The organism is Mesorhizobium sp. C432A (assembly GCF_030323145.1).
Lineage (GTDB): Bacteria > Pseudomonadota > Alphaproteobacteria > Rhizobiales > Rhizobiaceae > Mesorhizobium.
On sequence record NZ_CP100470.1, the window covers coordinates 675,970 to 699,312 of the forward strand.

The 23,343-nt window shown below is 63.6% G+C and carries 17 protein-coding genes; 3 read left to right on the top strand and 14 right to left on the bottom strand.

Going from position 1 to position 23,343, the window contains the following annotated elements:
* Positions 1-36 precede the first annotated feature (36 nt).
* The 5 genes from NLY33_RS03065 to NLY33_RS03085 form a co-directional block, all read right to left on the bottom strand.
* On the bottom strand, positions 37-1,548 hold the full coding sequence (locus NLY33_RS03065; RefSeq protein WP_031196282.1) for a malonate--CoA ligase: 1,512 nt from the start codon (positions 1,546-1,548) through the stop codon (positions 37-39).
* Positions 1,549-1,629: 81 nt separating this feature from the next.
* Complete coding sequence (locus tag NLY33_RS03070; protein WP_023707788.1) at positions 1,630-2,367, bottom strand: GntR family transcriptional regulator; 738 nt, start codon at positions 2,365-2,367, stop codon at positions 1,630-1,632.
* 493 nt (positions 2,368-2,860) lie between these two features.
* Entirely contained in the window at positions 2,861-3,538 is a 678-nt protein-coding gene (gene rpe, locus NLY33_RS03075; RefSeq protein ID WP_023684266.1) for a ribulose-phosphate 3-epimerase, read from the bottom strand.
* Positions 3,539-3,842: 304 nt separating this feature from the next.
* Positions 3,843-7,715, bottom strand: coding sequence for a DUF7929 domain-containing protein (locus NLY33_RS03080; RefSeq protein WP_023707787.1), 3,873 nt, complete (start codon positions 7,713-7,715; stop codon positions 3,843-3,845).
* A 10-nt stretch (positions 7,716-7,725) separates the two neighbouring features.
* A complete protein-coding gene (locus tag NLY33_RS03085) occupies positions 7,726-9,696 on the bottom strand; it encodes a hypothetical protein (protein ID WP_245261021.1) in 1,971 nt (656 codons plus the stop codon).
* 500 nt (positions 9,697-10,196) lie between these two features.
* Here NLY33_RS03085 and NLY33_RS03090 point away from each other — a divergent pair, with 500 nt between their 5' ends.
* Both NLY33_RS03090 and NLY33_RS03095 read left to right on the top strand, forming a co-directional pair.
* On the top strand, positions 10,197-11,789 hold the full coding sequence (locus NLY33_RS03090) for an ABC transporter substrate-binding protein (protein WP_023707785.1): 1,593 nt from the start codon (positions 10,197-10,199) through the stop codon (positions 11,787-11,789).
* 6 nt (positions 11,790-11,795) lie between these two features.
* Positions 11,796-12,659: a hypothetical protein gene (locus tag NLY33_RS03095; protein WP_023707784.1), complete on the top strand. Its 864-nt coding sequence runs from the start codon at positions 11,796-11,798 to the stop codon at positions 12,657-12,659.
* Positions 12,660-12,665: 6 nt separating this feature from the next.
* On the opposite strand, the gene NLY33_RS03100 is transcribed toward NLY33_RS03095, so the two are convergent.
* From NLY33_RS03100 to bcoG, 7 genes are all read right to left on the bottom strand, one after another.
* Positions 12,666-13,607, bottom strand: a complete 942-nt coding sequence (locus tag NLY33_RS03100; RefSeq protein WP_023703609.1) for an alpha/beta hydrolase — start codon at positions 13,605-13,607, stop codon at positions 12,666-12,668.
* A 123-nt stretch (positions 13,608-13,730) separates the two neighbouring features.
* Positions 13,731-14,513, bottom strand: a complete 783-nt coding sequence (locus NLY33_RS03105; RefSeq protein ID WP_023696923.1) for a carnitinyl-CoA dehydratase — start codon at positions 14,511-14,513, stop codon at positions 13,731-13,733.
* Positions 14,506-16,584 (bottom strand): acetate--CoA ligase family protein, encoded by a 2,079-nt coding sequence (locus NLY33_RS03110; protein WP_023703610.1) that lies wholly within the window; start codon positions 16,582-16,584, stop codon positions 14,506-14,508. The genes NLY33_RS03105 and NLY33_RS03110 overlap by 8 nt, the downstream gene beginning before the upstream one ends.
* Before the next feature lie 18 nt (positions 16,585-16,602).
* Positions 16,603-17,766, bottom strand: coding sequence for an acyl-CoA dehydrogenase family protein (locus tag NLY33_RS03115; protein WP_023694246.1), 1,164 nt, complete (start codon positions 17,764-17,766; stop codon positions 16,603-16,605).
* Between the two features lie 5 nt (positions 17,767-17,771).
* Positions 17,772-18,866 (bottom strand): carnitine 3-dehydrogenase, encoded by a 1,095-nt coding sequence (locus tag NLY33_RS03120; RefSeq protein ID WP_023703612.1) that lies wholly within the window; start codon positions 18,864-18,866, stop codon positions 17,772-17,774.
* A 2-nt stretch (positions 18,867-18,868) separates the two neighbouring features.
* On the bottom strand, positions 18,869-19,492 hold the full coding sequence (locus NLY33_RS03125; RefSeq protein WP_023703613.1) for an HD domain-containing protein: 624 nt from the start codon (positions 19,490-19,492) through the stop codon (positions 18,869-18,871).
* A gap of 14 nt (positions 19,493-19,506) precedes the next feature.
* On the bottom strand, positions 19,507-20,430 hold the full coding sequence (gene bcoG, locus NLY33_RS03130; RefSeq protein ID WP_023668863.1) for a 3-dehydrocarnitine:acetyl-CoA trimethylamine transferase BcoG: 924 nt from the start codon (positions 20,428-20,430) through the stop codon (positions 19,507-19,509).
* A 78-nt stretch (positions 20,431-20,508) separates the two neighbouring features.
* Between bcoG and NLY33_RS03135 the strand changes: the two genes are divergently transcribed.
* Positions 20,509-21,489: a GlxA family transcriptional regulator gene (locus NLY33_RS03135; RefSeq protein WP_023703614.1), complete on the top strand. Its 981-nt coding sequence runs from the start codon at positions 20,509-20,511 to the stop codon at positions 21,487-21,489.
* A gap of 61 nt (positions 21,490-21,550) precedes the next feature.
* Here NLY33_RS03135 and NLY33_RS03140 read toward each other — a convergent pair whose 3' ends face one another.
* Together NLY33_RS03140 and xylA are read right to left on the bottom strand one after the other, a co-directional pair.
* Positions 21,551-21,754 (bottom strand): hypothetical protein, encoded by a 204-nt coding sequence (locus tag NLY33_RS03140; protein WP_023703615.1) that lies wholly within the window; start codon positions 21,752-21,754, stop codon positions 21,551-21,553.
* A gap of 205 nt (positions 21,755-21,959) precedes the next feature.
* Positions 21,960-23,285: a xylose isomerase gene (xylA, locus tag NLY33_RS03145; protein ID WP_023703616.1), complete on the bottom strand. Its 1,326-nt coding sequence runs from the start codon at positions 23,283-23,285 to the stop codon at positions 21,960-21,962.
* Positions 23,286-23,343: the final 58 nt, after the last annotated feature.

Consider the following 23,343-nt stretch of genomic DNA (forward strand, 5'->3'; position numbering starts at 1 on the left):
CGAAGCGCTTGGGCAAAGACATTAGCAGGCTATGGATTAGCCGTAGAGACCCTTGTAGGTCTCGCGCAGCAGGTTCTTCTGCACCTTGCCCATCGTGTTGCGCGGCAGCTCATCGACGAAGATCACCTGCTTCGGGTGCTTGTATTTGGCCAGCTGGCCGGCAATGGCGCCAACGATCTCGGCCCCGGTGATCTGCGATGCCGGCGCCCGCACCACGACAGCGGTGACGCCTTCGCCGAAATCGGGATGGGCAATTCCGATGACGGCACTTTCCAAGACGCCGGCAACGGCGTCGATCTCGCTCTCGATCTCCTTGGGATAGATGTTGTAGCCGCCGGAGATAATGAGATCCTTGCCGCGGCCGACGATGTGGACGTAGCCGTCCGCGTCGATGATGCCGAGGTCGCCGGTGATGAAGAAGCCGTCCTTGCGAAACTCCGCCTTGGTTTTTTCCGGCATGCGCCAATAGCCGGAAAAGACATTCGGACCTTTGACCTCGATCATGCCGACTTCACCCTGGCCAAGCGCATCGCCACTGTCAGGGTCGGCGATGCGCAGCGAAACGCCGGGCAGCGGGAAGCCGACCGTGCCGGCCCGACGCTCGCCCTCATAGGGGTTCGACGTGTTCATGTTGGTCTCGGTCATGCCGTAGCGCTCGAGAATGGCGTGGCCGGTGCGCTCGCGCCAGGCCTTGTGCGTTTCGGCGAGCAGCGGCGCCGAGCCGGAAACGAACAGGCGGATGTTCTTCGCCGCCTGGGCATCCAGCCCGTCCTGCTGCAGGAGCCTGGTATAGAAGGTCGGCACCCCCATCAGCACTGTCGCGCGGGGCAAGAGCGAGACGATGCGGCCGGCGTCGAATTTCTGCTCGAACAGCATCGAGGCGCCGGCCATCAGGGTGACGTTGGTGGCGACGAACAGGCCGTGCGTGTGGAAGATCGGCAGGGCATGGATCAGCACGTCATCCCCGGTGAAACGCCATTGCTCGACCAGCACGCGCGCATTGGAGGCCAGGTTTTCGTGGCTGAGCATGGCGCCCTTGGAGCGTCCGGTGGTGCCCGATGTGTAAAGGATTGCGGCCAGATCGTCCGGTCCGCGCGCCACATCGTCGAAATCCGCGGGCTGCTGCGCGGCACAGTCGGTGAGCGATCCCCGGCCATTGCTGTCGAGCGTGACGGTAACCGCCCCCGACGCCTGCGCCAGCGGCGCGATAGCGCCGGCGCGCGCCGCGTCGCAGACGACCAGCCGCGGCTCGGCATCGCCGAAGAAATAACCGAGCTCGGCCAGCGTGTAGGCGGTGTTGAGCGGCAAGAAGACCGCGCCGGCGCGCAGGCAGGCGAGGGAAAGGAAGATGCATTCGGGGCTTTTTTCGACCTGCATGGCAACGCGGTCGCCCGGCTCGACGCCGAAATGCTTCAGCGCATGTGCCAGACGTGCCGATTGCGCCAGCATGTCGCCATAAGGGATTGAGCGCCCGTCATCCGTTTCCATCAGGGCGCGCCCGGGGGCTGACATCCGGTTGCGAAAAGCGTCGAACAGGTGATTGCTCATGCGTCATCCCTAGCGCATGGCCTTGAAAAAAAACAACCGCTTTTCGGAAACCGCAGCAGCAGGATCGCAGCCGGAGTCCTGTTATCTGCGGCCGCGCAATGCCTTGGCAGCGCTTGTTCGTGGATCGCCGCTTTCGTTGAAGCGCTCCATGCACATGGCTGCCGTCAGACGGTAGTGGTTGAGCAGGGCTTCAACGGCGCCGTCGGCATCGCCATCCACCGTGCGCTCTGCAATAAGCCGATGTTCACCGACTTCGTCGCGCTCGCTGCCGTCCTGGGAGATCAGCCGGTAGCGGGAGGCCTGATCCGAAAGCTGGTCGCAAAAGCCGGTCAGCCAACGCGATCGGCAGCCTGCGATCAGTGCCCGATGGAAGGCGCGGTGCAGCTTTTCCCATTCCGGATTGTTCGAGGACGGGTCCTCCGGCAAGCGGCGCGGGGCACGCGCCAGGCGATGCAAGGCCAGCACGAGCTGCTCTTCCCATTCGCCGGTGCGGTTGGTAATGGATTCACGCAGCGCCCGCTCTTCCAGCCAGCAGCGGGTGCGCGTCAATTCCTCGAGTTCCGGGGCACTGACCGGCATGATGAAGAAACCGCGCTGGTCGTGGCGGCCGAGCAGGCCTTCCGAAGCAAGTCGGTTGAGAGCCTCGCGAACCGGCGAGGCGCCGGCGCCGTAACGGGAAACCACCCATTCGACACGAAGCTTGCTTTCACTTTCAAACACGCCGCGCAGGAGATCGTCGCGAAGCTGTTGATAGACCGTACTAGCGAGTGTGCTCTTGGGTCCCGCGCCTTCGCTCATATCGGCAGATCCGTAGGTCAATATGACTCCTGTAGCTCTCCCATGCTCCGCTAGCCCGTTCGCGAAGCAAACGATTTCCCCTGTAAATTTACTGTAACTCCTAAGGCATCCGCCCCTCAAGCGAAAGATCACGATATTCGACTTAAAGAGGAAGGTTGACCGCATCTTATCCGCCGGAAGTAACTAAAATCGTGAAAAACTTGTTCTTCTGAAGAAAGTTTGTCTGCCAGCATGGCAGGAGCCCTCGAGAAACAGCTTCGAGATCCCGAATACGGCTAATTTTTTCTTAACGCGCGTCATGCCGCCGGATTGACCTCTCCCAGCATGCAGATCCCTTCGGCAGTTATCCACTAGATTTATGGGCCAAAACTAGCGCCGGATGCCGCGATCCTGTCGGTTGCCGCGATGCCCTTGCGGCTGCCACCCGTTGACGGCTTTTGGGAGATCGAAGGATCAGGCAGGGAGATCAGGCCGAGGAGAACCGACCAGCCGGGAACTTGCCCTGGAACTGATGTCAGCCGGCAGCCCGGTCGGCCGCGGTTCGGATGGCTTCTATATTGGCCCGGTAGGCTTCGACGCTGCCGCCCTTGAAGATGGCGGCGCCTGCCACCAGCACATCGGCGCCGGCTGATGTGACCAGGGGGGCGGTTTCCGGCGACACGCCGCCGTCGATCTCGATGCGAATCGGCCGGTTGCCGATCAGCGCTTTCACCCGCTTGACCTTGTCGACCATGGCCGGGATGAAGGCCTGGCCGCCAAAGCCCGGATTGACGGTCATGATCAGGATCAGGTCGAGCCGGTCGAGCACATATTCGATCGCACTTTCCGGCGTCGCCGGATTGAGCGATACGCCGGCCTTCTTGCCGAGACCCTTGATGGTCTGAAGCGAGCGGTCGAGATGCGGTCCGGCCTCGGCATGCACGGTCATGCCGTCGCAGCCGGCATCGGCAAAGGCGGCCAGATAAGGATCGGCCGGCGCAATCATCAAATGGCAGTCGAAGAAGGCCTTGGTGCGGTTGCGGATGGCCTTGATCACCGGCGGGCCGAAGGTGATGTTGGGCACGAAATGCCCGTCCATCACGTCGAGATGGATCCAGTCGGCGCCGGCCGCCGCCACCGCCTCGACCTCGTCGCCGAGCTTCGAGAAATCCGACGCCAGCACCGATGGCGCGATCAGGGTCTTCCTGCTCATGATGCGGCCCCTTTGGGCGCCCTGTTTGCGGGCGCGGCCTTGACGACTGCTAGAGCAATTCCAGGAAAAGTGGGAACGGCTTTCCGTCCGGAATTGCGTCAAAACAAAGAGATAGAGCGGTTCGGCGTTTCCACGAAACGATGAACTGCTCTAGACCATGATCCCGAAAAGGGAAAGTCGGTATTTGCTGCGGCCGGCAGCGGGTTCGGCGAATACCTGGCCGCCCGATCGCCGCAGCGCGCCCAAGGAAAAACCCCGCCGGATCGCTCCGGCGGGGTTCTGAATTTTGACTCGTATCCAGATCCTATGGCTTGAAGTTGGCCGCCGGATCCCTTTGCGGCTGTACCTGCGTCTGCGGCGTGCGCTTCGGTATGAACTGCTGAAGGACACCTGGATTGAGCAACAGGGTCGGATCGAGCGACGGCTGCTGCCGGATCGCCCTGCAGTTCGGGAACCGACCAACCGTGCCTTCGGGGCAGCGCCGCTTGATGATCGGCACGCACTGGCCGCCGACCATCTGCGAGCCCGGGGCGCAGTCTCCCACCTGCGGCCTCGGCTTGCGGCACGCGCCGTCGATCGCCTGGGTGCCGCGCGGGCAAACACACCCGCCGCGCTTGTTGTGCACCTGGCCGCGTATGTCGCACTGTTCCAGCACAGGCTTCTTCTGCCGGCAGGCATTGCCTTGCACCTCGGTACCCCGCGGGCAGACACAATTGCCATTGGCGTCGTGGACCTGGCCGCGGATCGAGCACTGCTCGGGCTTCGGCCGGATCGGCCGGCAGACCTTGCCCCTGACTTCTGTGCCGTCCGGGCAGACGCAATCGCCATTGGCGTTGTGGATCTGACCACGGACCGAGCACTGTTCAGGCTTTGGCCGGATCGGCCGGCAGGCTCCATTGCGCACCTCTGTCCCACGCGGGCAGACACAATCGCCATCGGCGTCATGAACCTGGCCGCGTATGCTACACTGCTCGGGCTTCTGCTTGTCGCGCACGCAGGCATTTGCCTGTCGGTCGAGATGCGTACCCTCCGGGCAGTAGCAGCCATTGCCGTCCGACGTCGGGACCGAACCGGGGATGGTGCAGCCAGGCTTGTCCGTCTTGACGCAAGCGCCGTTCTCAAGTTCGGTTCCGCGTGGGCAGACACAGCGTCCATCCTCGGTGCGGATCTGGCCCTTGAGCAGCACGCAGGGCCTCGGATCCTTCGGCTGGATGATGACGCCGCCGTCGGGCGAGCACTGGCCGTTGCGGAACGTCGTGCCTTCCGGACACACGCACCGGCCGGCATCGTTCATGACGAAGCCTGGCGAACATTCCTTCTTCACCTCGCGCTTGATGGTGAAGGGATGGCAGGCATAGGCCTTGCCGCGATCGCCCTGGACGTTGGTCAGGTCGCCGGGCAGTACGTCGCCGCCGCCTTGCACCCTGGTGTCGGGAGACAAGACGCCGACGCAGTTCTGGCCGCTGACGTTGCCCTGCAGATTGGCCAGGGGAGCATCCGGGAGGACCACGGTGACCTTGTGCACATGGCTTTCCCCGGCGCCGAGCGTCAGGTTGGCAATGCAGGTCAACGGCAAGGTCGTCGGTTCGGGCGAGCAGCCAAAGGGCGGTTCGATCGAGGTGATCGCGACGCCTTGCAGCCGCCCCAGCCCGTCCACCCCGATCGCATCGCCGATGCGGACCGGACCGGAGAAGGCGGTCTGGCCATCATTGGTGATGGTGATCTCGAACGAGCAGGGTTGCCCCGGCTGGCACTCGGCATCGCCGGTCTTCTTGACGCTGACGGTGGATGTGCCGCCGCCCTTGGCGCAGGCCTGGCCGATCGGGTAGACGACGTCGTCTCCAGGGGCCGGGCCGTATGAGCCGCGTGCGCAGTTCTCGAACGCGCCATTGGCCAAGACCGTCACGTCGAAGTGCCTGGAGGTTCCGGGCGTCATCGCGGCGCCGGGTATCTGGCATGACAGCGCATTGGCCGGAACCGCTCCGCAGGCCCATTCCGCACCGTCGGGTGTGACGGTCTGGATCTGGACCGGCGCGCCACCCGATATCAGCGTGGCAGCATCGTTGACCCGCACCGGACCGGTGGGGGCAGAGGTGCCAAGGCTGATGACGGTGATGCGGCAGGAAACCACCGCCGCACCGGCGAGCGAGCCATTGCAGACCTTGGTGATGCGTAGGGTCGGCTTGCCGCCATTGGGATGACGGAAGCGTTCTTTGGCGCAGGCCTTGTTGTTGGTGAGGTCGACCTCACCGGAGACGGGCTTCAGCGCCGCGCAGTTCTCGACCGAATCCGACTGGTAGCCGGCCGGCATGACCGCCTTGACGACGATCGGCGTCGATGCGCCCGGCATCAACACGATGCCGGCATTGTCGCAGCGGAACTGGCCGGGACCGTTCGGTCCGCATGTCCAGGGCGGAGACGGGCCGAAGGTCGAAGAGGCCGGCGCGCCGCCCGGGTAATTGTCGATAACCGTCAGCGGCCCATTATAGGGGACGCTGCCATTGTTGATGATGTCGATCACGAAGTAGCAGATGCCGTCGGGCGTGCAGACCGGGATGCGGGCACGCTTCTTCAGGATCAGGTCGACCTTCTTGTCGACCGGGGGCCGGCAATCGCGGTCGCGGTCGCCACGCCGGCAGATCGGGATCGAGGCACAGCCGCGATCGTTCTGCTGGCTGCCGAACAGCGGCTTGCCGCTGGCGCCGTAATTATAGGTGGCGCAGTTGCGCAGCGCGCTGCCTTGCCAACCACCCGCCGGCTTGAAGCCGAGCTTGAGGTTGATGGAGGCCCCCGGATTGAGCGTGGTCACCGGATAGGTGCACGTCATCGGGGTCACGCCGGGCATGCATACCCAGGGCGGATTGGGCCCTGAATCCAGAGTCGAGCCGGCCGGCAGCGTCACCTCGTCGAGCACGATCTTGCCGTGATACGGCCCGTCGCCGACATTGGTGACCTTGATGGTGAAGTCGCAGCCGCCGCCCATCGTGCAACGCGTCACGTCGGCGCGTTTCTCGACCTTGAGGTCCGGTTCCTTGTCCTTGGGCGGACATCTCAAGTCACGCGGGATGACGATGTCGATGGTCTGCGTGCAGCATAGTCCCCAGCCCTCCTTCGGGCCGGCATAGGTCTCGATGCCGGTGACGATGAGGTGGATGACGTCGCCGGGCGACGCACCGACGATCTTCCAGTTCAGCACACCGCCGCCCGCCGGCACCAATTGCGTGTCGGGGATGATGGTGATGCCTGGGGTCGTCGTCGATACCTGCACCCATTTGCCGCCCATCTCCGGGCCGACAGGCATGTGGTAGATGAACGCGCCGCCGCCTTGCACGCAATCGACCGTGCCGCGCTCCACCTTGAAACATTCCCGGTCGGGAGGCGGAGGCCGCTTGTCACAGTTGGTGAGGTCGATCTTGATCGAGGTCTTGGCCCCGGTCTTGTAGTCTCCATCGTCGGGCTTGCCCGGATCCTGCGACGGGATGATGGCCCCCGTGCCGACGCCCGGCGTCACCTTGATCATGCCCTGGTTGTCGACGATGGTCGGCGAAGGAAACGCCGCATGGTCGATCTTGGCGGTGATCTTGAAATTGATGACGCGTTCATTGCCAGCCCCAGCGCCGTCGAGATCGGTGGCGGAAATCCGGAAATCGGAAACCGTTGCCGTATCGTTCGGATTAGCCGAGGTGCTGATTGTCGCACCCGGCAGCGGTCCGCCGGACGCACCCGTGCCGTCGCCGGACACGTTGACGTTGACGATCGCAAGACCGTGCGGAAGCTGATCCTTGAAGTCGAGTTGGAGTTTCTTCAGCCTGGCCGAAAAGCTTGGGTCGGCAAAGCCTTGCGGGTCGCCGCGCAGGCCAAAGCTCAGAGAGTAGACGACGTAGTCGCAGCTCCTCTGTGTGCCTGTTTTGGTGAAGAACGGCACGATCCGTTCCGGCCTCGGATTGACGATTTTTGAATTGTCCAGGTCGAGCCGCAGTTCCGGAGTGATCGGGACTGCATCTTCGGCGTGGCTTGCGACAGGGGTGAACACGGCGACCGCGATACCGGCCGCCATCAGCCAGCGCGCGCCGCGCCTGGCATATGACAGGGGTTTCATGATGGTCTCCATGACGGTTGGCTGCTTGCCGGTGGATTGACTGCTCTTCGCGGTCGGGGAAAGTGCGAGATTTTTCATCTTCCCCTCCTCAACGTTCGCAGCTGAGGGCTGGGGTTCTGAGCGGCAAAGTCATCTTGCAGCAAGGGTAGTAGCCACCCTTGTCCTTGTCGGACTGCCTGTAGAAGCAAAGTCCAACATCGACTCTGTCGCCCGGAGAATGGCCGGTGATGTCGACCGTGTAAGGCTTACCGGGAGCATGCGACTGGGGTGATGTCACCCCGACGCCTGGTGTCATGGACTTTGTCTCACTGGAAGGCTGGACCTTGATCGAATCGCCGCCAAAGCCGGCATGGTCATGGAGATAGAGGTCGGCCTGGAGGCCGCGAGGCGTGCAGTAGAACTGAACATCCTCGACATCGATGCACGGAGGCAGATCGCCGGGCGGTGGGAAGTCCGGCGGATAGAACGGCGGCAGATAACCGCCTGGGATCTCTTCATAATAGCCGGCACGGCCGTCGCAGGGGTGCCAGACCTCGACGTCGCCGACATGGCCTTCCACTTCTGGGTCTTCGAAATAGCCGTCGAAGTCGACGAACCACGAGCCGAAAGGCGGCACGTTGGCCGGCTTGACCAACGGCGTCGGCGTGATCTGCACGCCGTGCACGGCAAGCGGCCCGCCGGCGGCGAGCTGGTCGGCAAGTGTCGGGTTGTCGCGCAGCTTGTCGCCGGTGTTGACCAGCGTGTCGGTGCACACGCCGGTGTCGAGATTGCCGTCGGCGTCATAGCCATATTGCAGGTCGAGCCCACCGGCCGACTGCCGGTTGCCTTGCGGGAAGCCGACCGCATATTCCTGCGGCTCTTCCACCCAGACCGATTCCGTCGCCGGATCGTCCGGGTTTTCGCGCCAGTAGCGGATGACCTCGCCCTTGCCGGAATCGGCGAACTGGCTGTAATCGTAGCGATTCTCGACCGGGCCGCGCTGCGCCAGATACATGAAACCCTGGTTGTCGAAGGCGATGTCGGTGACGGCGTAGTCCTTGTCGGCCTTGACCGTCAGCTCCCAGCGCGGATCACCGGCAAAGCTGCCATCGCGGGCAATGCCAACCGACCAGATCTCGGCCTTTTCGCCAACCGAATAATAGAGCCGGCCGCCATGATAGGCGACGGACCAGACGCGGCGTTCGTCCTGCGTGTAGCCCCATGTGTCGGGGTCTTCCGAGTCGAAGGCAGCACCCTGTATGTCCATCACCGCACCGTCATCAGCGACGGGAGCCAGCCCATGCGCCGGCCGCCCGGCAACGCCGTGATCGAATGTGTCGATCAGCGTGCCGTTGGCATCGAGGCGGTGGATGAGGCCGGTGTCGAGATCGCTGGCGAAGAACTCGCGGTGATTGCTGTCGAAGCTGATGTCGCCGATGCCGGAACCGCTGTTGGTGTCAATGTCGGCGAATTTGGAGACCGCGCCGGTGATGCCGTCGATCTTCCAGATCGTGCCCGGACCGCCACCGCTTTCGGTGCCGAACTGGCCGTCCATGAAGACGGCGCCTGCGGTTCCGCGGCGCTGTCGCTCGGGCCGACCGTCGGCATCTTCGTCCGGGGTGACGATACGGATGCCGTGCAGGGAGGTAGCGCCGGCATAGAGGTTGGGGACGCCCGAGGGAACGCCGTCGCGCACACCGTCATCATAGGTGATGGCGAACACCTGGCCGATCTGTTCGGCCGTCACCTCGAAGGGCGGCGGTGTGTAGACGAGCTGGCCGGAAGCCGGTCCGCCGAGCGCCGAAACGTCGAAGACGCGCAAGGTGGCGCGCGTCGTGTCGATGAAGGTTTCGTCGACCGGGTCGACGCCGGGCGGCAGCCCCCCCCTTTCGGAATCGGCAGAGTCGAAATTGGGAATGACGGTGCCGGAAAATCCGGTGACCGCCATCGAGCCGGGATAGACGATCTGGGTTTCCTGCGCTTGGGCGGCTGTGCCCAACCAGAGCGTGGCGCTCAGCGCCAGGGCAAGCAAACCGCCGCCCAGATGGAGCGAACGGCGGAAACCGCTTGGAAACGACATGGACGCGCCGCGATCGCAGGACATAAAACTCCCCCCGAAGTTTTCGGGAGGAACATCCGGTCCGGCCGCGCGAAACAGGGCAAGGCGCGGCGTTCCGGCACGTTCGTCCCTGATCGAATTGTCTGCTTTCCTCATCTTCACGATACGCCTGCTCCTGCGCAGGGTCAACGGAATCAGCCGAAAGCCCAGCGCATCGACTCCATCCCGAAGGCGGTGGTCGCGCTGAGCTTGCGTTGGTCCCGGAGACCGTGGAGCCTCTGGGGTCCTGGTCATGGGGCATCCTTTCCGGCCCGCACCATGCGGCGCCTGGTCGTCAGTCGCCGGCTGGAGCAGAAAGGTTCATGCAAAACGGCGGCCGGGTCTGTCCGCCATTTCACAGAGGCGCGGCTAATTCCTTGTGTCAACTCAGGTGGAAAACAGTCTTGGCGCGCGAAAGACCGGCCGGCTTACTTACCGTCAGTGCCGGCTTCTGCTAGCGTCTTCCCAACCCTGGGGGTATCATGACACGCAGGCACTTCGTTCTATTGCTGGCGGCGCTTTTTCCATGTGCGTTGCCGGTCCATCAATCCTTAGCCAAGACCTTGGTCTACTGCACCGAGGTTAGCCCCGATACGTTCGATCCCGCACTCGCCTCCGGATCCCGCGACGCCTCGGCCACCGCTCTCTATAACCGCATGGTTGAGTTCGAGCCCGGCACCACCAAGGTGCGCCCCGGCCTTGCCGAAAGCTGGGAGATTTCCGACGATGGTCTCACCTACACATTCCACCTGCGGCAGGGCGTGAAATTCCACAGCGTCGAGGGCTTTACGCCTAGTCGCGACTTCAATGCCGATGACGTGCTGTTCACCTTCGACCGGCAGGCCAACGCGCAGAACCCGTTCAACAATTACGCCAAACGCCAGTACATTTACTTCGACGGCATCGGCATGCCGGATCTTGTCGCCGGTTGGCGCAAGCTTGACGACCGGACTGTGGTGATGAAGCTGAAGGCGCCGCATTCGCCGATGCTTGCCGACCTGGCGATGGATTTCGCTTCGCTCGTTTCCAAGGAATATGCCGACAAGCTCGTCGCCGGGAAGCGGCTGCTCGACCTGGCGCTGAAGCCGATCGGGACGGGTCCATTCCAGCTTGTCGACTACCAGCAGGATGCAGTCATCCGCTACAAGGCCAATCCGGACTACTGGCGCGGCAAGCCGAAGATCGACGATCTCGTCTTCGCCATTGCCACCGATGCCAGCATTCGCATGGAAAAGCTGCGCGCCGGCGAATGCGATCTCATGCCCTATCCAAATCCGGCCGACCTGGACGCGATCAAGGCGACACCCGGTATCAAGGTCATGCGGCAGGAGGGCCTCAACACAGGATACCTCGCCTTCAACACCTTGCAGAAGCCCTTCGACGATCCAAGGGTGAGGAAGGCGATCGCCATGGCCATCGACACCCAGGCGCTGGTCGACGTCGTGTTCCGCGGCACCGGTGAAGTCGCACGCAATCCGCTGCCGCCGACCTCCTGGGCCTATGACAAGACGAGCCCCGATCATGTCTTCGACCCCGCTGCCGCCAGGCGGGGGCTCGCCGATGCCGGCGTAAAAGACCTGCACATGAAGATCTGGGCGATGCCGGTGCAGCGTCCCTACAACCCGAATGCGCAGCGTATGGCCGAAATGATCCAGTCCGACCTGGCAAAGATCGGTGTCAACGTGGAAGTCGTGACGTATGAGTGGACAGAATACCTTGCGCGCTCGAAGTCACGCGACCGCGACGGCGCCATGCTGTTCGGCTTCACCGGCGACAATGGCGACCCCGACAACTTCCTGTCGGTGCCGCTTGGCTGTGCCGGCGTCGGCACCACCAATCGTGCCAACTGGTGTTTTCCGGCCTTCGACGATCTGCTCAAGCAGGCAGCCGGGATCGTCGATCCCGCTGCCCGCGCAAAACTCTATTCGCAGGCGCAAACGATCTTCAGGGAGCAGATGCCGTGGGTCGCTATCGCCCACTCCGTGGTCTCGATGCCGATGCGCGAACAGGTGACGGGCTATGTCATGGACCCCTTTGATCACCATGATTTCTCGGGCGTCGATATCAAGGAATAGCGTTCGGTGTCTGCCGCCGATCTCGATGTCTATGTAGAGAGCCTGCGCAATTTCCGACTGGTGCGGAGCTATAGCATCGCGCAGTTGCTGCCTTACCTGGAACAGGCTGGATTGAAAGTGCGCCTGCTCGACCGGCCAGCCGGCCGAGATCGGGCGCCGGTGGCCTTTCTGCATGTCGACCTGACAGTCGTGCCGCCAACGTACCGCGGGCTCGGCCACCTCTACGACCGCACCATCAATGGCCGCGCGCTGTCCATCCACCGGCACCTTTATTCGACACTGAAGCTGGAGGCAGGGGACAGCCACGAGGGGCCGGTTGTCGTCAAGACGGTCCTCAACTCCAGGGGCCGACCAGAGCAGCGCTGGTGGCAGCATCGCAACGGCCTGACCAGGAGCGCGCATGCCATCCGCAAGCTCTTCGAACCCGGCTACAAGGACCGCCTGTGCCCGCCCTATAAGGTCTACCAGACGATCGGCGAGGTTCCGCGGGATGTATGGCGCAACAATCGCCTGATGGTGGAAAAGTTCGCTTTCGATACGCTCGACCTGCCCATCGTCAAGCACCGCTACATGTTCCTGCTCGGTGCCGAGGTCAACATGCGGCAGGTCTACGACGATGTGTTGTGCGCCGGCTCAAAAATCCTGAGCAATGAGGTGGGCGGCGCCGTGCCACCGGAAGTGCTGGCGGTGCGGCAGCGGCTCAACCTGGACTTCGGCGCCATCGACTATTTCATTGTCGATGGCAAAGGCGTTGTCGTGGATGCCAACAAGACCGTCGGCTCAAACCCTGAATGGCTGAAGAAAAACCGCTTTCGTCGGGAATTCAACGATCGCATGGCTGAGGAACTGATCGCCTTTGTCCGCGGTTGAGCCGGATCACCAGATCCAGTCGCCCTTGCCCAGCACCGACACCGCTTCGACGATACGGTTGAAGCTGGCGCGGGCCCGGCCGACCGTGTGCCTGGCCCGGAGATAGCCGTGCACCAGTCCCGGCTCCTCGAACCAGGCGGCATGGCCGCCTGCGGTAAGGATGCGGTCGCGGTAGGCCTCGCCGTCGGACGACAGCGGGTCGCATTGCGCGGTGATCAGAACGGTTGGCGGCAGTTTGGTGAAATCGGTGTCGGCGAGCGGCGACAAGGTGATGTCACCAGTACCGTCAGCGCCGCCGGTGCGGATGTGCTTGTAGAATTCGAGATCGCGCATGGTCAACATCGGTGCTTCGGCGTGCGTGACATACGAGCCCTTCGAACGGTCGCCGCCGAGGCCCGGATAGATCAGCACCTGGCCGATCGGCTTTTTGGCATGGCCACGCGTTGCGTGAGCAACAGCCGCGCAGAGATTGCCGCCGGCGCTGTCGCCGCACAGCAGAATAGGGCGGTCGTAGGTTTTGGCTGCCCATTCGAAGGCACGTAAAGCATCGTCGAAAGCGGCCGGGTGCAAATGCTCCGGCGCCAGCCGGTAATCGATGGAACCCACCTCGTAACCGGTGCGGGCGCACAGCTCGGCGCAGACATCGTCATGGCTGTCCAGGCCGCCGAGGATGAAACCCCCGCCATGGATGTAGAGCACCATCGCCGCCGTGTTCGGGGTAGCGCTGCGATAGATGCGGATCGGGATGTCGTGTGATCGGTTGGCAATGAAAGTCGTTTCCGCCGTCACACCATTGGGATAGCCGGCAAAGAACTCGCGGCACATCCGGTCATAAATCGCACGTTGCTGGGCGATGGTGTAGTCGATCGTATCGGGCGGGTAATAGGAATTGGTCCGCTCGATGAAGGCCCAGGTCTCGGCATCGATGAGGGGTTTGTAGTCGGTCATGCAGCTCCTTTACCTCCCCCTTGATGGGGGAGGTCGCCGCGAAGCGGCGGGTGGGGGTGGTGGCGCATCACCCCACCCCGGACCTTCGGTCCGACCCTCCCCATCGAGGGGAGGGTAAAGAGGCTACTTCCCCTTCCACACCGGGTCGCGCTTCTCCGCAAACGCCCGGAACCCTTCCATACCGTCCTCGGAGCCATAAAGCGCATCGACCGTCGCCAGTTGCCGGCGCGTGACGCGGTTCATGGCATCCTGGAAGGTCAGCGCCTCGGCCACCCGCGCCGTCTCCTTGATCGCGGCAAACACCAGCGGCGGGCCGCTGGCCAGTAGCCTTGCGACCTCCCAGACGCGGTCTTCAAGCTTTTCCTTGGGCAACACTTCGTTGACCAGGCCCCAGCGATGCGCTTCCGCTACATCCATCCAGCGGCCGGTGAGCAAGAGGTCCATGGCGACGTGATAGGGAATGCGCTTCGGCAACTTGATCGTCGCGGCATCCGCCAGCGTGCCGGCGCGGATTTCGGGCAGCGCGAAGGAGGAATGATCCGAGGCGAAGATGAGGTCGCAGGACAGCGCCAATTCGAAGCCGCCGCCCACCGCCATGCCGTTGACGCAGGCGATCACCGGCTTGTTCATGTCGCGCAGCTCCTGCAGGCCGGCAAAGCCGCCGACGCCATAGTCGCCGTCGACCGCATCGCCACCGGCTGCTGCCTTCAAATCCCAGCCGGCGCAGAAGAACTTGTCGCCGGCGGTCTTGACGATGGCGACGCGCAGTTCCGGATCGTCGCGGAACGCCTTGAAGGTCTCGCCCATCAGCCGCGACGTTTTCAGGTCGATGGCGTTGGCCTTGGGCCGGTCGAGCGTGACCTCGAGGATGGTGCCTTCGCGGCGAGTTGAAATGACGTCAGACATTCTTCTTCTCTCCCAGCACCAGCAGCGCGTCGGCAATCCAGGCGCCCTTGCCTTCGGCGCAGACGATCAGCGGGTTGATGTCGAGTTCCTCGATCTCGCCGGCATTCTTCTGCACGAAGCCGGCAATGCCTGCGATGGCGTCGATGGCCGCGGCGACATCGGCCTTCGGCCGGCCGCGATAGCCCTCAAGCAGAGGGAACAGTTTCAGGCCGCGTAGCGCCGCCTCGATATCGTCGCGCGTTGCCGGCAGCATCAAGGTCACGCTGTCGCGCAACAGCTCGACCAGCACGCCGCCAGTTCCCAGCGTCATGACGGCGCCGAACATCGGGTCGCGGGTAAAGCCGACAATCAGCTCGGCGACGCCGTCGCGCACCATGCGCTCGACATAGAGCCCGGTGCCGAGCGGCAAGAGATCGTGCGCCGCGGTGCTGACGGATTCGGCGTCCTTGAGGTTAAGCCTGACAGCGCCGACTTCCGACTTGTGGGTGACGCCAAGCGCCTTCAACGCCACCGGGAAGCCGAGCGCCATCGACGAAATCACCGCTTCGACGGCATTGGCGGCGCGTTCGGCCTTCGGCACCGGCAAGCCGGCCTCGATCAGCCGCGCCTTGGCCTCGGCCTCATCAGGCGTGACATGGTCGCCGCCGGCAGCACCGGCAGCCGATGTGTCGATCGGCTGCGCCTGCGGCTCGGCCCAGGCCCAGCCGATGAAGGCCGCCGCGCCTGCGGCATCCATGGCCTCGGAAATGCCGAACAACGGCACCATGCCGCGCGCCATCAGTTCGGCGGTGTATTCCTCCGGCAGGTTCTCCGGCAGCGACGAGACAATCGCGCCATGCGCATTGTTGGTCTTCAGCGCCGATTCGAAGGCGCGCAGCGTCGCCCACCAGTCGGTGACCGAGCAACGGTCGGGGCGCGGGAAATCGAGCACCAGCATGTTGAGGTCGAAACCGCCCGACACCATGGCGGTGAAGGTGGCGGTCATCGCCGGTTCGTTGTTCCAGATGAAGGTGTGGTAGTCCAACGGATTGGCGACCGCGACCAGCGGCCCGAGCGTCGATTTGACATGGGCGCGGTGCTTGCTGGTGAGCTCCGGGAAGTTGACCCAGCGGCCTTCGGCGCTGTCGGCCATCACCGAGGCCTCGCCGCCGGAGCAGCTCATCGACGACAGACGATAGCCGGGCAGCGGCCCGGTGACATGCAGCAGCTTCAGCGCCTCGATGAAGGCGGGGATGGAATCGACGCGCGCAATGCCGAGCCGCCGCAGGAATGCGCCCGAGGCAGCGTCCGAGCCAGCCAGCGATGCCGTGTGCGAGACCGTCGCCTGCCGCGCCTGCTCGGAGCGGCCGACCTTCATGGCGATGATCGGCTTCTTCAGTTCGCGCGCCCGCGCCGCCAGCTTCTCGAAGCCTGCTACCGAATCGAAGGCTTCGATGTGCAGGCCGAGCGAGGTGACGCGCTCGTCCTCGATCAGGCCGAGCGCCATTTCGGAGAGGCCGGTCTGCGCCTGGTTGCCGGCGGTCATCAGGAAGGCGATCGGCAGGCCGCGCTTCTGCATCGTCATGTTGATGGCGATGTTGGAGGACTGGGTGATGATGGCGACGCCCTTGGCGCCTTCGGGCAGCCGGATGCCGCCATGCTGGTCGGGCCACAACAGCGCGCCGTCGGCGTAGTTGATCAGGCCATAACAGTTCGGGCCGATGATCGGCATCTGGCCGGCCGCGGCCACCAGTTCGGCCTGCAGCCGCTCGCCATCGTCGTCATAGGCCTCGGTCTCGAGAAAGCCCGCGGCAAAACAGACGGCGCCGCCGGCGCCGCGCTCAGCCAGCGCCTTGATCACCTCGATGGTGAGATGCCGGTTGACGCCGACAAAGGCAGCGTCCGGCGCGCCGGGAAGGTCGGCGACCGAGCGATAGGCCTTGCGGCCGGCGACCTCGTCCTTGTTCGGATGCACCGGCCAGATTTCGCCGGCAAAGCCCATCTTGATCGATTGGGCGACGACGGCAGCGGCCTGGGCCCCGCCGAACACCGCGATGGATTTTGGGCGCAAGAGGCGTTCAAGCTTGTGCATATTCCCCGTCTCTTCTTTTTAAGCCCCGAACGGGCGCAGCAGCGCCCGCGAAATGATGTGGCGCTGGATTTCCGACGTCCCTTCCCAGATGCGCTCGACACGGGCGTCGCGCCAGATGCGCTCCAGCGGCAGGTCATCCATCAGCCCCATGCCGCCATGGATCTGGATTGCTTCGTCGGCAACAAAGGCGAGCATTTCGGTAGCCTTCAGCTTCGCCATGGCCATGTCCTGATCGGTGACGGTGCCCTGATCGTACTTCCAGCCGGCTTCGAACACCATCAGGTCCGCCGCCTTCAATTCCGTCGCCATGTCGGCGAGCTTGAACGACACGCCCTGGAACTTGCCAATCTGCTGGCCGAACTGCTGGCGCTGCGCGGAATACTCGATGGCATGACCGAGCGCCCGCTCGGCGCGGCCGAGACAGGTGGCGCCGACCTGCAGGCGCGTGGCGCCGAGCCAGGAATTGGCGACGTCGAAGCCCTTGTGGACCTCACCCAGCACCTGGCTTGCCGGCAGGCGGCAATCATCGAATTCGAGGATGGCGTTGGTGTAGCCGCGATGCGAGACGTTGCGGTAGCCGTCGCGCACCGTGAACCCCTTGGTGCCCTTGTCGACGAAGAAGGCGGTGATCTTCTTGCGCTTGCCGCGCGGCGTTTCTTCCTCGCCCGAAGCCATGAAACAAATCGCGAAATCGGCAAGATCGGCATGGGAGATGAAATGCTTGGTGCCGTTAAGGACCCAGTCGTGGCCGTCCTGCACCGCGGTCGCCTTCATGCCTCGCAGGTCGGAGCCGGCGCCGGGCTCGGTCATCGCCAGGCAGTCCCACTTCTCGCCACGAATACACGGGAACAGGTATTTTTCGCGCTGCTCCGGCGTGCCGGCGAGCAGGATGTTGGAGGGGCGCGCGACGCAGGTCCAGTGCAGCGCATAGTTGGCGCGGCCGAGTTCCTTCTCGTAGAGCAGCCAAGTCACCGTATCGAGGCCAGCGCCACCGACATCGGCCGGCATGTTGGCCGCATACAGTCCGGCTTCGATTGCCTTGACCTTGATCTCCTCGATCAACTCGCGGCGCAGCACGCCGGTGCGCTCGACCTCGCGTTCATGCGGGTAAAGCTCATTCTCGACGAACGCGCGCGTCGTCTCGACGATGAGCTTCTGTTCCTCCGAAAGACCGAAATCCATGGTCCTCAGCCCTTCTTCTTTTTCTTCGGCTTTTCCGCCTTCTTCACCGGCTTGGATGCCTTGGCCTTTTCGGCGGCCCTGGATGCGGCCGGCTTCTTCGCTGCCAGCTTGGCCAGCTGCCTGGTATAGTCCTTGTGCAAGGCGCCGGCGCCCCAGCCCTTGCCTTTGTTCTGTTTCGACAGAGCATCCATGATCGCGACCAGATTGTCGTCGCGGATCTTTTCCAGCTCGCGGATCGACAGGCCGTGCGCCTGGTCGTCCGACTGGGAGGCGATAAGATCGACCAGCTCGTCGTTGAACTCCGGCACGTCCATCAGCTTGGTCCACGGCCATTTCAGGCACGGCCCGAACTGCGCCATGAAGTGGCGCATGCCGGCCTCGCCGCCGGCGACGCGGTAGACCTGGAACATGCCCATCTGCGCCCAGCGCAGGCCGAAGCCATAGCGCATGATGTCGTCGAGTTCCTCGACCGTGCAGATGCCGTCCTTGATCAGCCACAGCGCCTCGCGCCAGGCCGCCTCCAGCAGGCGGTCGCCGACAAAGGCCTCGATTTCCTTGCGGATCACCACCGGCTTCATGCCGATCGAGGCATAGATTTCCTTGGCAACCTCGATCGCTTCGGGGAACGTCTGCTCGCCGCCGACGATCTCGACCAGCGGCAGCAGGTAGACCGGGTTGAAGGGATGTCCGACAACCAGACGCTCCGGATGCTTCTTCATCGCGACCTGCATGTCGGTCGGCTTGATGCCGGAGGTAGACGAGCCGACTATGGCGTTCGCCGGCGCGTAGAGATCGATCTCGGCCAGCACGCGGTGTTTGAGGTCGAGCCGCTCCGGCACGCTCTCCTGGATGAAATCGGCATCGGCCACCGCCTCGGCGATGGTCTTGGCAAAGGTCAGTCTGCCTTCCCTGGGCAGGCCGCCGGGAACCATCTGCCTGTAGGCGCGGCGCGCGCCCTTCATCACTTCCGAGACCTTGCGCGACGCTTCCGGGTCCGGATCGAAGATCGACACATCGATGCCGTTGAGCAGCAACCGCGCCACCCAACCGGCGCCGATGACACCGCCGCCAATGGCGGCTGCCTTGTTGATGATGCTCATGGTCAGGCTCCGGTTCTTGTCGTGGCGGTTTCGGGGTCGATGAGAGGCACGCGCTCGCCGATGCGGATCACGGAGGGGTCGTAGGCCTTGCGGGCGAAGACTTCGAGCACGAACTGGCGGAAGAATGCGATCGGCAGCGTGTCGTAGTCCGGGTCGAAGCTCGACTGGTCCCAGCGTTCGCAAAACTGGTCGCAATCGTCGAAATAGGCATGGCCGGCGAAGCGGTCGCGAGCATGGCGGTTGCCGCCGAGATGATGCGCGTAATAGAGCCGCTGGAAGTCGCCATGCTTTTCCACCACCCAGGTGCATTGCTCGCGCACGAAAGGTTTCAGGATCGAGGCGGCGTATTCGTCGTGATTGTAGGGAGCGTAGATGTCGCCGATGTCGTGCAGCAGCGCGCAGGCGATCCAGTCGGTGTCGGCGCCGTCGCGCCAGGCACGAGTCGCCGCCTGCAGCGAATGGCCGAGCCGGGTGATCTTGTAGCCGGACAGGCCTTCGTCGAGCTGCACCAAAGCGTCGAGCAGCCGCTCGCCGGTCTTGGCGGCATAGTCGATCTCATGGGCGGTTAGGAACTCGTAGTCTTGCCTGTCGCCATCCTTCATCGCGGTGAATTTGACGGTAGCCATGATCCGCTCCCGTCTTAAGCAGCCGCTGCGATCGGCGCCCGCTTGGTGAGGTTGAGCTTCCTGCGCACTTCCTCCGGCCCCAAAATCCTGGCGCCGAGATTGGTGACGATGCTGGCGGCGCGCTCGACCAGCTGCGCATTGGTGGCCAGCACGCCCTTGTCGAGCCAGAGATTGTCTTCGAGACCGACGCGGACATTGCCGCCGGCGAGCACTGCAGCGGCTGCATAGGCCATCTGGTTGCGGCCGATGGCGAAGGCCGACCAGTTCCAGGTCGACGGCACGTTGTTAACCATGGCCATGAAGGTGTTGAGGTCGTCCGGCGCCCCCCACGGCACACCCATGCAGAGCTGCACCAGCGCGTCGGGATTCAAGACCTTTTCTTCGACCAGCTGCTTGGCGAACCAGAGGTGGCCGGTATCAAAAGCTTCGATCTCCGGCTTGACGCCGAGCGCCGTCATCATGCCGCCCATGGCGCGCAGCATGCCGGGCGTGTTGGTCATGACATAATCGGCCTCGGCGAAGTTCATGGTGCCGCAATCCAGCGTGCAGATCTCCGGCAGGCACTGGCGCACATGTTCCATGCGGTTGGTGGCGCCGCCCATGTCGGTGCCTTTTTCATTGAGCGGCAGCGGCGCTTCCGGTGAGCCGAACACCATGTCGCCGCCCATCCCGGCGGTCAGGTTCAGGATCACATCGACTTCTGCCGCGCGGATGCGGTCCGTCACTTCGCGGTAGAGATGGACATCGCGGCGCGGCTTGCCGGTCTCGGGGTCGCGGACATGGCAGTGGACGATGGCGGCACCGGCCTTGGCCGCGTCGATGGCAGAATCGGCGATCTGCTTGGGCGAGCGTGGAACATGCGGGGAGCGGTCCTGCGAGCCGCCGGACCCGGTCACGGCACAGGTAATGAAAACCTCACGGTTCATCGCGAGCGGCATGGACATCTCCTCCCCATAGAAACAGACCCTAACAATGACCGACTTGCCGGAAACTGTTTTGCAATTTACGAAGCTCTCGTGATCAAAAGCGAAAAACCTACCATCTTTCGCGCTGAGCGATCGCCGCTCAAGGTGACGCTGCTGGTGTTTTCAGGCTCGTCCATCATGTGCGTGGCGTCGGCCGTCGACCCGCTGCGCGCCGCCAACCGCATCTCAGGCGAGACGCTGTTCGATTTCAAACTGGTCTCGGTCACCGGCGAGGCGCCGGTCACCACATGCGGCCTGGCGGTGGCGGTCAGGGGCCGCTTCGATGCGGCCGAGCCGACCGACGTGCTTGTCGTCGTCGCCGGCTTCGGCACCCAGAATTACGCGACATCGGCTCTGCTTTCCGGATTACGGCGAGCGGCCCGCGCGGCTCGCGCCTGCGGCGGCGTCGAGGCCGGCACATGGCTGGTGGCGCGCGCCGGCCTCCTCGAAGGCCGCAGCGCCACCACCCATTGGGAAGACATGGAGGATTTTTCCTCCGCCTTTCCCGGCGTCGACGTGCGTCCGGACCGCTACGTCATCGACGGACCGGTGTTCACCTCCGGCGGGGCGTCGCCGACCTTTGACCTGATGCTGCATCTGATCCGCACGCGGCTGGGCATGGCCGTGGCGCTCGATGTCGCCAGCGTCTTCATCTATGATCAGGCGCGCGCCGCGACCGACGCGCAGCCGCTGGTCTCGCTCGGCCGGCTCGACGGCTACGACCCGCGTCTGGCGCAGGCCATCCGGCTGATGGAATCGCATGTCGACCAGCCGCTGACCATCGACGCGGTGGCAAAACGCGCCGGGGTGACGGCGCGGACATTGGAGAGCATTTTTCGCAAGTCAATCGGCGAGACGCCGGGCGCCTATTATCTCAGACTGCGGTTGGGCGCGGCGCGACGGCTGGTGGTCGACACGCGCATCGCCATGGCGGATATTGCCGGGCGGACGGGGTTCTCGTCCGCCGCGGCATTTTCCAGAGCGTTTTCAAGAGCGTTCGGCGAAGCCCCGGTCAGGCTGCGCCGAGGTTGATGCATGTCGCCCAAAAGTGTGTCGCGGTTTTGGGATAACGACATGCACAGACAAAGGGAGATCAGGCTGCGTTCTGTCGTTCGCCGCCGGCGTCAATCTGCGAGCGGATCTGCCTCGCCAGACGGAGTTCAAATCGGCTGCTGACAGCGCGATCCCATTCGTTTTTCACGCTGTCGGTCGGCCGCGGCAGCGCCATCAGCCGGTCGATGATCGATCCGGTCTCGCCGGATGAGAGCAGGGCGTCGATTTCGCGTTCATGCTGCATATCGGTTCGCCTCCTTCCTTTTCACCCGCCACAACCGCATCCTTATACGAGATACGTGACGGCAGTTTGAAGGCAAGAGCGAGGTCATTGAGGGGCGCCAAAGGGCAAACCCTTGTCGTCGGATAGGGTCTTGCGCAAACCCCATTCCGGGGCGGCCGGAATGTTATCCAGCCACCCTTGAGCACAACGAATCGGCTTTCCGCCCTCAGACGTAGCGGTTGACGATGTTTTCCAGCAACTCCTGGCGGCCGGAGCGTGGCTGCGGCTCGATCTTCTTCTTCACCACGCGCTCGGCGATGTCTTCCAGCGAGCGCTTGCCCGACAGCATCGCCTTGCCCTCGGCCGTGTTCCAACCGGCATAGCGCTCGGCCAGCGGACCCGACAGCGCCTTGTCCTCGACCATCTTGGCGGCTGCCTTGAGGCCTCGTGCGCAGGAATCCATGCCGCCGATATGGCCGATCAGCAGGTCCTGCGGGTCGAGCGACTGGCGGCGCAGCTTGGCGTCGAAATTGGTGCCGCCGGTCTTGAAGCCGCCGGCCTGCAACACCTGGTAATAGGCCAGCGCCATCTCGGGCACATTGTTGGGGAACTGGTCGGTGTCCCAGCCCGACTGGTAGTCGTTGCGGTTCATGTCGATCGAGCCGAAGACGCCGAGCGCATTGGCCAGCGCCAGCTCGTGCTCGAAGGAATGGCCGGCAAGAATCGCGTGGCCCTGCTCGATGTTCAGCTTCACTTCCTTCTCCAGCCCGAAGCGCTTGAGGAAGCCGTAGACCGTGGCAACGTCGTAGTCGTACTGATGCTTGGTCGGCTCCTGCGGCTTCGGCTCGATCAGGATCGTGCCTTTGAAGCCAATCTTGTGCTTGTAGTCGACGACGAGACTGAGGAAGCGCCCAGCCTGCTCCTGCTCGCGGGCAAGATCGGTGTTGAGCAGCGTTTCATAGCCCTCGCGCCCGCCCCACAGTACATAATTCTCGCCCTTCAGCCGCTTCGTGACGTCGATGCAGCTTTTCACCGTCGCCGCCGCATAGGCGAAGACATCCGGATCGGGATTGGTGGCGGCGCCCGACATGAAGCGGCGGTTGGAGAACAGGTTGGCCGTGCCCCAGAGCAGTTTGACGCCGGTCTTCTTCATCTTGGCGGCAAAATAGTCGGCGATCTCGTCGAGCCGCGCGGCACTTTCGGAGAAATCCTTGCCTTCCGGCCGCACGTCGGCGTCGTGGAAGCAGAAATAGGGCGCGCCGAGCAGCGAGAACATCTCGAAGGCGACGTCGGCTTTCAGTTTGGCCAGTTCCATCGTGTCGACGCCGCCAGCCTTGGGAAACCAGGGCCGGTCGAAGGTCTGGCCGCCAAAGGGATCGCCGCCCGGCCAGGCGAAAGAATGCCAGTAGGCGACGGCGAAGCGCAGATGGTCTTCCAGCCGTTTGCCGGCCACCACCTCGTCGGGATTGTAGAAGCGGTAGGCCAGCGGGTTGATCGAATCCGGCCCCTCATACTTGATCGCTTTGATGTCGCCGAAAAATCCGCTGCTCATGATTTCTGTCCTCTCTCGAATAGTTCGCCCTGATTACCTCAGGCGTAATTGGTTTCGC